Origin of the sequence: Cryobacterium sp. TMS1-13-1 (assembly GCF_004403125.1) — a bacterium.
GTDB classification, from domain to species: Bacteria; Actinomycetota; Actinomycetes; order Actinomycetales; family Microbacteriaceae; genus Cryobacterium; species Cryobacterium levicorallinum.
The window spans coordinates 147,676-161,722 of sequence record NZ_SOGX01000005.1 but is presented as its reverse complement, the minus strand read 5'-3'; the positions used below and the strand labels follow the sequence as shown (position 1 = coordinate 161,722).

Below are 14,047 nucleotides of genomic sequence, written 5' to 3'. Positions count from 1 at the left end.
TCAGCCGGCGGTCTCCAGCCGGCCCCTCCAGCGGCTCGGCCGCCGCAGAAAAAGGGTCGGCTCGGCCATGCCCGAGCACACTCGCCCCGGGCATGCCGGATGCCCGGACGGAGCTGTCCGGGCATCGGGTTTTTGTGCGGAAGGGCAGGTCAGGCGCGCTGGGCGAACGCGCTTTCATACAGGCAAACGGATGCCGCGGTCGCCAGGTTCATCGACTCAGCCTCGCCGTAGATCGGCACGCTGACGCTGCGGTCGACCCGGGCGAGGTCTTCGTCGGTCAGGCCGCGGGCCTCGTTGCCGAACAGCCACACCGTCGGAGCGGCGAGCAGCCCCTCATTGCGGGCGGAAAGCAGGTCGGAACCCTTGATGTCGGCAGCGAACAGCTGCAGGCCGGCGGAGCGGGCACGGTCCAGCACGTCGGAGAGATCAGCCGCGATGGCGACGGGGAGGTGAAAAATGGAGCCGGTCGAGGAACGGATGACCTTGGGGTTGTACAGGTCAACGCTGCGACCGGTGAGGATGACGGCATCCGCGCCGGCGGCATCCGCTGCCCGGATGATGGTGCCGGCGTTGCCGGGGTCGCGCACCTCTTCGAGAATGGCGACGAGCTTGGGGCCCGCGTTGAAGATCTTCTTCACCGAGGTGGGGAACTGGTGGCAGACAGCCACGAAGCCCTGAGGGGTGACCGTGTCGGCCATGGCCTCGAGTACCTCTTCGGAGACGAACTCCACCTCGACCTGGGCTTCGACGGCTTTCTGGGCCAGATCGGTATAGCGATCGAGCGCGGTGGGCGTGGCGAACAGCTCCACGACGAGCTCTGGGCGAAAGGTGAGGGCTTCTGAGACGGCCTGCGGGCCTTCGAGCAGAAAGAGACCGGACTCGAGGCGCGCGTCGCGCTTGGCAAGTTTTGCGACGGCACGGACGCGCGGTGAACGTGGATTATCAAGCATGTGGCAAGTTTACTTGCAGAAAAGGAGCGGGCGACCAGGTCGCCCGCTCCTTACTGTGGAACTCTGACCGATTCACCACGTTCACACCCAGGAGGCAGCCGGTGGTGGTCAATCACGGTGAAGCATTACGCCGTGACGGCGACCTTCGGTGCCGACGTGTCGGCGGGAAGGGCTGCCTTGGCGCTCTCAACGAGGGCGGCGAACGTCGCTGCCTCGTTGACGGCCAGGTCGGCGAGGATACGACGGTCAACCTCGATGCCAGCCAGGCCGAGGCCCTGGATCAGACGGTTGTAGGTCAGGCCATTCGCGCGCGACGCAGCGTTGATCCGCTGGATCCACAGGCGACGGAAGTCACCCTTGCGTGCACGACGGTCACGGTAGCTATAGGTGAAGGAGTGAGTGAGCTGCTCCTTCGCCTTGGTGACCAGGCGTGAACGCTGACCGCGGTAACCCTTGGCGCGTTCGAGAATAACGCGGCGACTCTTGTGGGCGTTTACGGCCCTCTTTACTCTTGCCATTTTCTACAAATCCTTATTCGTTGACGAGGTCTGTTTACAGACCGAGAAGCTTCTTGATGACCTTCTGGTCTGACTTGGCCAGCACCTGGTCCTGGTTCAAACGGGACTTGCGCTGCGTGCTCTTGACCTCGAGGTTGTGACGAAGTCCGGCCTGCTGCTTCATGATCTTTCCGCTTCCGGTGACCTTGAAACGCTTCTTGGTTCCGGAGTGGGTCTTCATCTTAGGCATGTGGTTCCTCCTGTTTCGCTGCCTTGTCGGCAACCTTGTCTGCCTTATCGGCGACCTTGTCTGCCTTCTCGGCAGCCTTGTGGGCGTTGATCTCGGCCTTGGCTTCTGACTTGTTCTTCAACGGGCCAATCACCATGACCATGTTTCGACCGTCGATCATCGGAGTAGATTCCACGGAACCGTACTCGGCGACATCCTCGGCAAATTTTTGGAGCAGTCGTACGCCCTGATCGGGCCGGGACTGTTCACGGCCACGAAAAAGAATCATGGCCTTGACCTTGTCACCGCTCTTCAGGAAGCCTTCGGCGCGTTTGCGCTTGGTCTCGTAGTCGTGCGTATCAATCTTGAGACGGAAACGAACTTCTTTCAGGATCGTGTTCGCCTGGTTGCGCCTGGCCTCCTTGGCCTTCTGCGCAGCCTCGTACTTGAACTTGCCGTAGTCCATGATCTTGGCCACGGGCGGCTTGGCTTCGGGTGCAACTTCGACGAGGTCGAGGTCGGCATCCTGTGCCAGGCGCAGGGCAACATCAATCGCCACGACCCCGACCTGCTCGCCGTTGGGACCAACGAGACGAACTTCGGGGACGCGTATACGGTCATTTGTACGGGGATCGCTGATGCGTCTCTCCTCTTGGTTAACTTCGTGATCACAACCAGACAGCGGATGCCGCCTGGGGACGAAGAGAGGAAAATCACGCGATTTCCACACCAACTTTTTCGTTGATGTGTTCCACACGGCACCCTGTCTACCCTCACGCTGCCACCTTCCCGAGGGAGGCGATAACGCGACGGCGGAGTGCAATCTACCCGGTAACCTTGATGAAGCGGTATGCGCGGGTGGGAGATTCTCCACTTTCGTACCGAGACTATTGTCTCGGAACCAAAGACTATCCTAGCAGAGGAATGCAGTGAGCCAAAGTTTTGAGCACGATACGGGTCTTGAGCAGCAAACAGCACAGGCAACGCGCGATATCGCTGATGTGGCCGCTGTGGAGATCATCACCACGGCCGCTGTGCACCTGATGAGTGCGGCCGCCGTCAAGTGCGGGCTCGCCGACGATCCCGATGCCCAGATCGACCTTGACGAGGCGCGCAAACTGATCACTGCTCTCGCCGGGCTGGTCACGGCTGCCGCTCCCGATATCTCCAGCCTTCATGCGGGTAGCCTGCGCGACGGGCTGCGCTCACTGCAGCTGGCGTTCCGCGAGGCGTCCGCCTTTCCCGACGCGATCGGCGAAGGCCCCGGCGAGAAGCTCACCGGCCCGGTCAACTGATTCCTCCCCTTACGAACGGATGCCGCCGGTCACTCGACCGACGGCATCCGTTCTGCGCAGCTTAAGTCAGGTCTGGCAGTGCGGGCACCAGAATGTATTACGCTGCTCCACATCGCTGCGACCGAGAGTGCTGCGTTGAATGTGGGTTCCGCAGCGTCGGCACGCCTGACCGCCTCGCCCGTAGACCCAGGTCTGGGCGCCGCGGCGCAGGTTGCCGGTGGTCGTGCGTTCGTCGCGGTCTTTGTTGGCCAGGAGCAGGCGCCGGGCCAGGGCCACGAGCCCGGGGACGTCGGTGACCTCGGCCAGGGGGCGGGTCGGCAATAGTCCGCGCAGAAAGCAGAGTTCGTTGACATAGACGTTGCCGAGTCCGGCCAGATTGCGCTGGTCAGCGAGGGCCAGAACGACCGGTTGTTCGGGCCGAGCGGCGAGGCGAGTGGCAGCCTCGGTGCTGTTGCCCGCACTCCATTCGGTGTCGAGCAGGTCGGGTCCGAGATAGCCGACCACCTCCGACTCGGCCCGGGTGGGAACCAGCTCCAGCACACCAAGCTCGAACCCGACCGCGACCCAGTCCAGGGTCTGCAGCACAATGCGCGCCTGGAACGCCGGCCGCTGCCACCGCGTGCCGGGCCGGTACAGGTGCCAGGCGCCCTCCATTTTCAGATGCGAGTGGATGCTCGTCTCGCCGACCCGGTGCAGCAGATGTTTGCCGCGACTGACGACCGCGTGCACGGTCTGGCCCGTGAGATCGACGGTCGCGAAGGCCGGCACGCGGATGTCGCAGCCGGTGAGAATACTGCCGCGCAGCGCCTGGTCGAGGGTTCGGGCCGTGCGATAGACGGTATCGCCCTCAGGCACGAAGCCTCAGCCCTTTCGGAGTCTCGGTGAATCCCGCGGCGCGCAGAGCCGCACCCACCTCGGTGCCGATGACGAACACGCCGTTGGCCGTTTCGACCGCGATTTTCTGGATGCGACCCGTTGTGACCAGAGCAGCCAGGCTCGCAGTGGCGGCCGCGAGCGTGGCCTCATCCGTCTCGAAGGCAACCACGGTCTTGCCGCCGCGCTCGACGTAGAGCACGAGGGCGCCATCGACGAGCACGACGAGTGCACCCGCCTTCCGGCCCGGGCGATGGGTGGTGTCGCCGGGGAGCGCCGGCCACGGCAGCGCAGCACCGTACGCGTTCGCCGGGTCGGTCGCGGCCAAGGTCACCACGGCCGGATGCCCGGCCGACGAGTCGGCTACCCCGGCGGCGAAGGTGCGCAGCCGGTCGATGGTGCCGCCGGTGGCGAACTGAGCAGCGCCGAGCCCCTCGATGAAGTAGCCGCGTCGGCAGCGCGCCATCTCCTCGAATCCGGTCAGCGTGCGGTAGACGAGGGAGAATCCGCCGATGACGCTCTCGGCCATGACCGCGCCGCGCGTCACCACTCCGTAGCGTTCGAGCAGGGTCTCCCCCAGGGCGTGCGCGCGGCGGGTCGGTGAGTCGTCGGCCACGGGCAGAATCGACCAGCGACCCGACACCGTCGGTGGTCCGCCGCGGCTCGCCAGACTCGGCCGGGGCATCGACCGCCCGCGGTGCAGGCGAGCCCGGGGCACGGCCCGGCTCTGACGATGCGCGGTGTGACCGCCGGAGAGAAGCGACCGGACCGGGGCGAAGGTGTCATTGGTGATCAGGCCGGCCCAGACCAGGTCCCACAGCGCATGCACCAATTCCTGGTCATTCTGGCTACCGACGGCATCGGCAAGTTGCCGAAAGAAGTAGGCACCATTGCTGCCCAGGGTCGCCAGGATCTCCTGTTGCAGGGGCGTCGTTTCGACGTCGATCGGTACCGGCAGGGTGAGCTGGGCGGTTTCGGCGAGGTGCAGGCTCACCCAGCCGTCATTGCCGGCAAGCGTTCCCACACCGGCCCAGAGCACCTCGCCCGCGTTGGTGAGTTCGTCGAGCATACCCGGACGGTAGTCGCTGACCCGGGCGGGCAGAATGAGCGTCTCCCACGCGGATGCCGGAATGCGCGCCCCCTCCAGCTGCTCAACAACGGATGCGACGCCGTCGATTCCGCGCAGCTTTCCGCCCACGTGCTGCCAGGCCGGCAGAAACCGGCCGATCGCCCGTTGGTCGACCGGTTCGACCTCGTGCCGGAGCGCGGCGAGGGAACGACGGCGGAGCCGCCGCAGCACCTCGGCGTCGCACCATTCCAGGCCGCTGCCGTTGGGTCGAAACTCTCCGGCCACGATGCGTCGGGCATCGGCGAGTCGGCCGAGGGCGATTTGGACGACGGCCGTACCGAGGCCAAACCGGTCGGCGACGGCATTCGTTGTGAAGGGCCCGTGGGAACGTGCATACCGGCTCACCAGATCACCGAGCGGATCAGGCACGGATTCGGTGAAGGCGGCGGGAACGCCGATCGGCAGGGGAACGCCGAGGGCATCGCGCAACCGGCTGGCGTCTTCGACCGCCGCCCAGCGATCCTCACCGCCGACGTTGACCCGGATGGCGCGGCGGGCATCAACGAGAGCGAGCAGGGCCTGCTCTGCCCCCATCGCACCGGGCACGTGCGGCGATTCGGGCGCGGGCAGGAGCATCCGCTCGGCGACCTCGCTGGTGTTGAGCGGCCCCAGGGTACGCAGCAGGTCCGCGACACCCTCAACGCCCCTGGCCCGGTAGTCGGGGGTGAGCCGCTGCAGTTCCCGGTCGGTCTCGTCGATGACGGCTGGGTCGAGCAGCTCCCGCAACTCGACCCGACCCAGGAGTTCGGCGAGCAGGCTCGAGTCGATCGCGAGGGCGGTCGCCCGCCGCTCGGCCAGCGGAGTGTCGCCCTCATACATGAAGGCGGCGACGTAACCGAACAGCAGGGTACTCGCGAACGGGCTCGCGGTGTCGGTCGTGATTTCGATCAGGCGCAGTTCGCGCGAGGCGATCTGTCGGGCCAGCACCCCGAGGGCCGGCAGGTCGTAGACGTCTTGCAGGCATTCCCGCAGGGTTTCGAGAATGATCGGAAAAGTGGGGAAGGTGCGGGCCACGTCGAGCAGTTGCGCCGCCTTCTGGCGTTGCTGCCAGAGCGGTGAGCGCGCCCCGGGCTTGTAGCGGGGCAGAAGCAGGGCTCGGGCGGCGCACTCGCGAAACCGGGAGGCGAACAGAGCCGAGCCACCAACCTCGTCGGTGACCAGTTGCTCGAGCTCGTCGGGGTCGAACACGAACAGTTCGCTGCCGGGCGGCTCGGTTTCGGTGTCGGGAATGCGCACGACGATGCCGTCGTCACTGGCCACGCAGGAGCCGTCGATTCCATAGCGTTCGCGCACACGGGCACCGACCGCGAGTGCCCACGGTGCGTGTACCGGGGTGCCGTACGGGGAATGCAACACGACCCGCCAGTCCCCCAGCTCGTCACGAAAGCGTTCGACCACGAGCGTGCGGTCGGTCGGCAGCTGCCCGGTGGCAGCGCGTTGCTCGCCGAGAAAGGCCAGCAGGTTGCTGATCGCCCGGTCGTCGAGGCCACCCACGGCGCAGCGGTCCCTGGCTTGGTCGGCCGGCAGGCTGCCGACGTCGCGCACGAAGGCACCGATGGCCTGGCCCAGTTCGGCCGGGCGGCCCAGCCCGTCGCCCTTCCAGAACGGCAGCCTCCCGGGCTGCCCGAACGCCGGCACGACGAGCACCCGGTCGTGCGTGATCTCCTGAATGCGCCAGCTCGTGGTGCCGAGCGCGAAGACATCATTCACGCGGGACTCGTAGACCATCTCCTCGTCGAGTTCACCGACCCGTTTGCCGGTGATCTGCTCTCCGCCGACCATGAAGACGCCAAATAGACCGCGGTCGGGAATGGTGCCGCCACTGGTGACGGCCAGCCGTTGCGCGCCGGGGCGGCCGGTGAGGGTGCCGGCGTCGCGATCCCAGACGATACGCGGGCGCAGTTCTGCGAACTGGTCGGAGGGATACCGACCGGCCAGCAGGTCGAGGGTGGCCTCGTAGGCGGAGCGGGGCAGGGTTACGAAGGGTGCGCTGCGCCGCACGGTGTCGAACCAGGTCTCGACGTCGATTGGTTCGAGCGCGCAGGCCGCGACCGTCTGCTGGGCCAGGATATCGAGCGGATTGGTCGGCACCCGCAGCGATTCGATGGCACCGGCGACCATGCGTTCGGCGGCGACCGCGGCGTGGATGAGGTCGGCCCGATGTTTGGGGTAGATGACCCCGCGCGAAATCTCACCCACCTGGTGCCCGGCCCGGCCGAGCCGTTGCAGCCCGCTCGACACCGACGGCGGTGACTCCACTTGCACGACCAAGTCGACGGCGCCCATATCAATGCCGAGTTCAAGGCTCGACGTGGCGACGACACAGCGCAGCCGCCCCGATTTCAGGTCGTCTTCAATGAGCGCGCGCTGCTCTTTGCTGACCGAACCGTGATGCGCGCGAGCGAGCAGCGGGTCGGCCCCCGCACTCTCGCCGATCGCGCCCATGAGCTCGGCTGGCGGTCTGGCAGGCGCGGGGCTGCCCACCGCCCGGGCGTCCCCCTGCGACACCGTCACGAGAGCGGATGGCTCCTCCCCGGCCAGGCGCTCGGCATAGATTTCGTTGAACCGGGCCGTGAGCCGTTCGGTGAGGCGGCGCGAGTTTGCGAACACGATGCTGGAGGAGTGTGCAAGCACCTCGTCGACGATGGCCTCCTCGACGTGGGGCCAGATCGACCCGGTCTGCGGCGCCGAAGCTGACGTGACTCCTTCGCGTTGCGGCACCGGACCGAGGTCACTCATGTCGTCCACCGGTACGACCACCCGCAGGTCGAACCGTTTCAGCGCGGGAGGAGCCACGATCTGCACGGGTGCGGCGCCGCCGAGAAATCGGGCCACCTCGCTCTGCGGCCGCACCGTGGCGGAGAGCCCGATACGTTGCGCCGGCCGGCTCAGCAGGGCGTCGAGTCGCTCGAGGGAGACGGCCAGGTGTGCACCGCGTTTGCTCGCCGCGACCGCGTGCACCTCATCGATGATGACGGTCTGCACGCCGCGCAGCGATTCGCGGGCGGCCGAGGTCAGCATGAGAAACAACGACTCCGGGGTGGTGATAAGAATGTCGGGCGGCGAGGTGACCAGTTTGCGCCGGTCGGCGGCCGGCGTGTCTCCCGAGCGCACGCCAACCGTGACGCGCGGCGGCTCCAGGCCGAGCCGCTGGGCCGAACGGGTGATTCCCACGAGCGGAGCGGTGAGGTTGCGTTCCACATCGACGCCGAGTGCTTTGAGCGGCGAGATATACAGCACGCGAGTGATGGGCGTGGAAGCGGCGGGCACGGCCGGTGCGGCCGACTCGGTGGCCAGCCGGTCAATGGCCCACAGGAACGCGGCGAGGGTCTTGCCCGACCCGGTCGGAGCCACCACGAGGGCGTGCGAACCCAACGAAATGGCGTCCCATGCTCCCAGCTGCGCTGCTGTCGGTGCCGCGAATGCCTCGGTGAACCAGGCCCGAGCGGCCGGGGAGAATCGTTCAAGAACGTCGCTCATACCGTTATTGTCGCTCACCCCACCGACATTCGGATTTCACCCGGAAACCTACGCGGAGGCGACGAGCTTGACGCGCAGCGAATCCACGCCGGTCGTGATGATCTCGCTCTCCGACCACCGGGTGCCGAGGCGGCTCAGAATCGCGTCAAGGTCCGACTGGGTGAGGCCGTCGACCAATTCCAGTTGGACCACGAGTTCGGGACCTTTGAGCTGCGCCAGCGGGTCGCCCGCCATGAGCTGAACCGAGAGCACCGAGAGTTCCGTGGCGATTGATGCGGTGAATGCGTCGGCGATGAAGTGGCTCGCGTAACTCGGTGTCCACGGCAGCGACTGGGCGATCGCCCAAAGCGCCGGTCGCCGAATGATGAATTCCCCGGGGGATGTCGGGTCGAGCACGACGAGGTCAGTGTCTTCCTGCGCGGCGGCCAGGGCGACGCGCACGGCATCCGCTGGTACGGGCCTTGCGAGGGGGTTCCACGCCGCCATGGCAGCGGTCGACGAGAAGACTGGGAGCACGGCACGGCCGTCCGGCCCTTCAACCGTGATGATCGATAGTTCCTGGGTTTTATCGACCGTCTGTCCGCGCGCGTTCACGGCGGCCTCGCCGAGCTTGGTCACCAGCGGAATGAGCAGACGAGATCCGCGAATGGCATCGATGACGCTTTCTTCGCCGGCCTCTCGAGCTTGAAAACGGGCAAGCGCCGCGGCAAGGGCGGCGGGCGCGGCCCCGTCATCACCGGCGTCGAGGTTGGCCTCGAATTCCCGTCCGGCCCACGGCTGGCCGGCCGAGTCGGCCGTGTTGGCTGGCTCATTCCCGTCGCCACGTCGCCCTGAACCCGGCTGGCCCGCGGGGTCTCCCGTTGAGCCGAGGTTTCGCGCCCGAGCCATTAGTCCCCCGCGACGTCCAGGGCCTCGGCCAGCGTGAACGCGCCGGCGTAGAGCGCCTTGCCCACGATGGCACCCTCAAGCCCCAGCGGCACAAGCTTGCGCAACGCTTGAATGTCATCAAGGCTCGAGATGCCGCCGGAGGCAATGACCGGCTTCCGCGTGCGGTCGAGTACCTGACGCAGCAGGTCGATGTTCGGGCCCTGCAGAGTGCCGTCCTTGGTGACGTCGGTCACCACATAGCGGGCACACCCGGCTGTTTCGAGCCGTTCGAGGACCTGCCAGAGGTCCCCGCCATCTTTGGTCCAGCCACGCGCGGCCAGGGTGGTTCCGCGTACATCGAGGCCAACGGCAACGGCTTCACCGTATTGTGCGATGACGCTCGCCGCCCACTCCGGGTTTTCCAGCGCTGCGGTGCCGAGGTTGATGCGTTTAACGCCGGTGGTCAATGCCGCTTCGAGCGATTCGTCATCGCGGATACCGCCGGAGAGCTCGATGTTCACGCCCTTGACCTGACGAATGACCTTCTTGATCACACCGGTGTTGCTGCCACGGCCGAAGGCCGCGTCGAGGTCGACGAGGTGAATCCACTCAGCACCTTGCCTGGCCCAGTCGGCCGCGGCGTCGACGGGGTCACCGTAGTTCGTTTCCGTGCCGGCCTCGCCCTGAGTCAGGCGAACCGTCTTGCCGCCGGCCACATCGACGGCGGGCAGGAGGACGAGCCTCGGTGTCTTGTTGAACTCACTCATTGGTGTCCTTGATTGGTGCGGTCGCGCTGTGCGACCAATTGCAGGGGGCTGTGGCTGTGATGCGGATGGGACTGTGAAGTCTAGGCTCGCCGGGCTAACTGTGCAGCGTGCCGATCCAGTTCTTCAACAAGCGGATGCCTGCCTCCCCCGATTTCTCCGGGTGAAACTGGGTGGCGCTGAGCGGTCCGTTCTCGATCGCGGCCAGGAACGGCGCCCCATGATCGGCCCAGGTCAGCCGAAGCTCTGGGAACGGCGGCATGACCTCAAGCGTCCAGGATTGCGCGGCGTAGGAGTGCACGAAGTAGAACCGCTCGTCTTCGATGCCTCGGAACAATTCAGAGTTGGGTGCGCTCGTGACGGTGTTCCAGCCCATGTGCGGCAGGATCTTCGCGGGAAGCTCGGTGACCGTTCCCGGCCATTCGCCGAGCCCCTCGGTGTCCACGCCACGTTCCACTCCATGCTCGAACATGACCTGCATGCCGACGCAGATTCCGAGCACCGGGCGGCCGCCGGCCAGACGACGGTCGACGATGTCGTCACCGCGAACGGACTTGAGCGCTGCCATCACGGCACTGAACGCTCCAACTCCGGGCACGACGAGACCGTCGGCCTCCAATGCAGTCGTGCGGTCGCTCGTGAGGGTGACCTCGGCGCCGGCCAACTCGAGCGCCTTGACCGCGGAGTGCACGTTTCCGGTTCCGTAGTCGAAGACAACAACCTTCGTCATAGGGCTCCCTTGGTCGACGGGATACCGTGCACCAGCGGGTCGAGGACCTTGGCGAGTCGGAACGCGCGGGCGAAGGCCTTGAATTCGGCCTCGGCAATGTGGTGCGGATCGCGCCCGCCGAGCACGGTGACGTGCACGGTCAGGCCAGCGTGAAAAGTAATCGCTTCGAAGACGTGACGCACCATGGAACCGGTAAAGTGTCCGCCGATGAGGTGAAATTCAAAACCGGCCGGTTCGCCCGTGTGCACGAGGTAGGGGCGGCCGGAGATGTCGACCACGGCCTGGGCCAGCGCCTCGTCGAGGGGCACGAGGGCGTCACCGTAACGGGAGATACCCGATTTGTCACCAAGGGCCTGACGAATGGCCTGGCCGAGCACGATTCCCACGTCTTCGACGGTGTGGTGAACGTCGATTTCGATGTCGCCGGAGGCGCGCACCGTGAGGTCGGTCAGGGAGTGTTTGGCGAACGCCGTCAGCAGGTGGTCGAAGAACGGAACCGAGGTACGGATGTCGCTGACGCCGGTGCCATCAAGGTTCAGCGACAGGTCGATGCTGGATTCACTCGTCTCCCGTTGCAGGTGTGCGACGCGGGGCACGGGAATGTCAGCAGGTGAGCTCATGGACCTAGTTTATTCGGCTTGGGCGGGCGCAATTTGACCGGGGCCGCCACTGCGACCAAGTCGGGCGATGGCGTCGAGGAACAGGGTCGTCTCCTGTTCGGTGCCGGCGGTCACGCGCAGGTGGTGGGCGATGCCCACATCGCGAATGAGAATTCCCTCAGCCAGCAGCGCCTCGAAGGTCTCGTGCGGGTCGGCTACTCCCCCGAACAGTACGAAGTTGCTCCAGCTGCGGTGCGGGGCATAGCCCAGGCCCTTGAGCTCGACAACGAGCCGATCGCGCTGCCCCCGAATGTCATCGACCATCGCGAGCATCTCGGCGCTGTGAGCCAGGGCCGCGTTTGCGGCCGCCTGAGTCAGGGCCGAGAGGTGGTACGGCAAGCGAACCAGACGCAGGGCATCCGTTACGGCCGGATCGGCAGCCAGGTATCCCACACGGGCACCGGCGAACGCGAAGGCCTTGCTCATCGTGCGAGAGACGAGCAGGCGTTCCCGGCCAGGCAGCAGGGTGAGCGCGCTCGAGGTGCCGACCGGAGCGAATTCGGCGTAGGCCTCGTCGACCACGACGATGCCGTCGGTCGCGTCATAGGCAGCGGCGATGGTCTCGAGGGAGAGCGGCGTACCGGTGGGGTTGTTCGGCGAGCAGAGAAAGACGATATCGGGCTTGGTACGCGTGATCTCGCTCACGGCGGTCGCTGGCGACAGCTCGTAGTCGGCGTCGCGGGCACCGGCAATCCAGGTGGTGTCGGTTCCCGACGCGAGGATCGAGTACATCGAGTAGGTCGGGGCAAAGCCCAGCAGGCTGCGTCCCGGTCCGCCGAAAGCCTGCAGCACCTGTTGCAGCACCTCGTTGGAGCCGTTGGCCGCCCAGATATTCTCGGCGGTCAGTCCTTCGCCGAGGTAGCGGGCGAGCGCCTCGCGCAGGGCAGTGAACTCTCGATCGGGATACCGATTCACCGAGCGGATGGCCTCGGCCAGGCCGGCGAGGATGTCGCGGGCCACCGCTTCAGGAATGGGGTGCGTGTTCTCGTTCACGTTCAGGGCCACTGGAACATGCAGTTGCGGAGCACCGTAGGGTGTCAGGCCGTGCAGGTTGGTGCGGAGGGGAAGATCTTCGAGACTGGTCACCCTCTCCATGCTAGGGCCCCGTACTGCTACCCATCACTACTTAGGAGTTGGCGGGGATTTCCAGGCGCTGGCCCGGCTGCAGCGTTTCCACCGACAGGGCGTTGATGCGCTTGATGTCGGCGACGACGTCGCGCGGGTCGGCGGCGGGAAAGTTCTCTTCAGCAAGGTTCCAGAGTGTTTGGCCGGGTTCGACCGTGATGAATCGGGCTGAACCGACGTCGGTCGGTGAATAGGCCAGCGTGGCCACGATGCCTGAGTCGGTTGTGTACGACACGAGATCGATGCCGGTAGCGTTCCCGGAAGCTCCGGCCGCACCCCCATTGACGGCGAACGCGAGGGCGCCCAGAACGACGGGCAATGCTGCGAGCGTGGTGAGGACGACTCTCCCACGCCGGGTGAGGCGAAGACGTGTGACGGGCGGGAAAGAAACTGCGGGGGCAAATGCTGTGGTCATGTCAAACCTCCAAGGTAGGCGGGCTGCGAGTCTCGTATTCGGCCCTCGGCCGGGAGAGCCGAATACGAAACTATGTTCCGAATATAACTTCGAACAATCGAACATGCAAGCTTTTTCTCGTCTCTGCCCGGAAAATCGCGCAACACACTCGAATAAGTGTTTGTTTCAAGGCCGAGAACTGGATAAACTTTCGATAGGTCAATTGCTTGATTGCTACTCAACCAGACACCACCGACATTCCCGCGAGACGTCCTCTAATCTGCGCGGGACCGACTCAAGGAGCGCTCCTCGTGACACAAAGCACCAGCGGTACCCGCGACAAGGGCGGCACTCGGCGCCGCAAGAGTTTGAGCCCGCGCCAGCTCGCCATCCTCGACGTTATTCAGCGTTCGGTCAGCTCGCGCGGCTACCCGCCGAGCATGCGTGAAATCGGTGACGCCGTCGGCCTCGCCTCGCTGTCGAGCGTGACTCACCAGCTCAACCAGCTTGAGTTGAGCGGCTATCTGCGTCGTGACCCGAATCGTCCTCGCGCACTCGAGGTACTCATCGAGATTCAACGCGCGCCCGAAGACGTCGGAACCGGCGACCAGGACAGTTTTCACCCGGGCGTGCAGGTCGGGGACGCTGCGATGGTTCCCCTCGTCGGTCGAATCGCTGCCGGCATTCCGATCACGGCAGATCAGCAGATCGACGAGATCTTCCCGCTCCCCCGTCAGCTCGTCGGCCAGGGGGAGCTGTTCATGCTCAAGGTCGTCGGTGAGTCGATGATCGATGCGGCGATCTGCGACGGTGACTGGGTTGTCGTTCGCCAGCAGAAGACCGCTGAGAATGGCGAGATCGTGGCTGCCATGCTCGACAACGAGGCCACCGTGAAGGTACTGCGCAAGCGCGACGGCCACACCTGGCTGCTGCCGCGCAACAGTAACTTCGAGCCCATCGTCGGCGACTACGCCGACATCCTCGGCAAGGTCGTCGCCGTACTACGCTCGGTCTAGCGAGTCAGCTTCAAGCAAAGAAGAGAACAGGAACACGGC

14 protein-coding genes are annotated in these 14,047 nt (G+C 65.6%); 2 read left to right on the top strand and 12 right to left on the bottom strand.

The features are described from left to right. Positions 1 to 149: 149 nt before the first annotated feature. The 4 genes from E3T31_RS04590 to infC form a co-directional block, all read right to left on the bottom strand. Positions 150 to 950 (bottom strand): RNA methyltransferase, encoded by an 801-nt coding sequence (locus E3T31_RS04590; protein ID WP_134467674.1) that lies wholly within the window; start codon positions 948 to 950, stop codon positions 150 to 152. A 125-nt stretch (positions 951 to 1,075) separates the two neighbouring features. Next, positions 1,076 to 1,468: a 50S ribosomal protein L20 gene (gene rplT / locus E3T31_RS04585; RefSeq protein ID WP_104196972.1), complete on the bottom strand. Its 393-nt coding sequence runs from the start codon at positions 1,466 to 1,468 to the stop codon at positions 1,076 to 1,078. Positions 1,469 to 1,502: 34 nt separating this feature from the next. Then, a complete protein-coding gene (rpmI, locus tag E3T31_RS04580) occupies positions 1,503 to 1,697 on the bottom strand; it encodes a 50S ribosomal protein L35 (RefSeq protein WP_092341054.1) in 195 nt (64 codons plus the stop codon). After that, on the bottom strand, positions 1,690 to 2,316 hold the full coding sequence (gene infC / locus E3T31_RS04575) for a translation initiation factor IF-3 (RefSeq protein WP_104127223.1): 627 nt from the start codon (positions 2,314 to 2,316) through the stop codon (positions 1,690 to 1,692). Before infC ends, rpmI begins: the two co-directional genes overlap by 8 nt. Positions 2,317 to 2,605: 289 nt before the next feature. Between infC and E3T31_RS04570 the strand changes: the two genes are divergently transcribed. Beyond that, the gene (locus E3T31_RS04570) at positions 2,606 to 2,971 is read left to right on the top strand and encodes a DUF1844 domain-containing protein (RefSeq protein WP_134467673.1); all 366 of its coding nucleotides are present in this window, start codon (positions 2,606 to 2,608) and stop codon (positions 2,969 to 2,971) included. Positions 2,972 to 3,037: 66 nt separating this feature from the next. Here E3T31_RS04570 and E3T31_RS04565 read toward each other — a convergent pair whose 3' ends face one another. The 8 genes from E3T31_RS04565 to E3T31_RS04530 form a co-directional block, all read right to left on the bottom strand. After that, entirely contained in the window at positions 3,038 to 3,826 is a 789-nt protein-coding gene (locus E3T31_RS04565) for a DNA-formamidopyrimidine glycosylase family protein (RefSeq protein WP_134467672.1), read from the bottom strand. Next, a complete protein-coding gene (locus E3T31_RS04560; protein WP_134467671.1) occupies positions 3,819 to 8,453 on the bottom strand; it encodes an ATP-dependent helicase in 4,635 nt (1,544 codons plus the stop codon). Before E3T31_RS04560 ends, E3T31_RS04565 begins: the two co-directional genes overlap by 8 nt. Before the next feature lie 48 nt (positions 8,454 to 8,501). Continuing rightward, a complete protein-coding gene (locus tag E3T31_RS04555; protein ID WP_134467670.1) occupies positions 8,502 to 9,341 on the bottom strand; it encodes an SseB family protein in 840 nt (279 codons plus the stop codon). Then, a complete protein-coding gene (gene priA / locus E3T31_RS04550; protein ID WP_134467669.1) occupies positions 9,341 to 10,087 on the bottom strand; it encodes a bifunctional 1-(5-phosphoribosyl)-5-((5-phosphoribosylamino)methylideneamino)imidazole-4-carboxamide isomerase/phosphoribosylanthranilate isomerase PriA in 747 nt (248 codons plus the stop codon). Before priA ends, E3T31_RS04555 begins: the two co-directional genes overlap by 1 nt. A 94-nt stretch (positions 10,088 to 10,181) precedes the next feature. Next, positions 10,182 to 10,814, bottom strand: a complete 633-nt coding sequence (gene hisH / locus E3T31_RS04545; protein ID WP_134467668.1) for an imidazole glycerol phosphate synthase subunit HisH — start codon at positions 10,812 to 10,814, stop codon at positions 10,182 to 10,184. Continuing rightward, the gene (hisB, locus tag E3T31_RS04540; protein WP_134467667.1) at positions 10,811 to 11,434 is read right to left on the bottom strand and encodes an imidazoleglycerol-phosphate dehydratase HisB; all 624 of its coding nucleotides are present in this window, start codon (positions 11,432 to 11,434) and stop codon (positions 10,811 to 10,813) included. Before hisB ends, hisH begins: the two co-directional genes overlap by 4 nt. Positions 11,435 to 11,443: 9 nt before the next feature. Continuing rightward, positions 11,444 to 12,568 (bottom strand): histidinol-phosphate transaminase, encoded by a 1,125-nt coding sequence (locus E3T31_RS04535; RefSeq protein WP_134467666.1) that lies wholly within the window; start codon positions 12,566 to 12,568, stop codon positions 11,444 to 11,446. A gap of 31 nt (positions 12,569 to 12,599) precedes the next feature. Next, entirely contained in the window at positions 12,600 to 13,013 is a 414-nt protein-coding gene (locus tag E3T31_RS04530) for a LysM peptidoglycan-binding domain-containing protein (protein WP_134467665.1), read from the bottom strand. Positions 13,014 to 13,303: 290 nt separating this feature from the next. On the opposite strand from E3T31_RS04530, the gene lexA reads away from it, so the two are divergent. Further along, complete coding sequence (gene lexA, locus E3T31_RS04525; RefSeq protein ID WP_134467664.1) at positions 13,304 to 14,008, top strand: transcriptional repressor LexA; 705 nt, start codon at positions 13,304 to 13,306, stop codon at positions 14,006 to 14,008. Positions 14,009 to 14,047 lie beyond the last annotated feature (39 nt).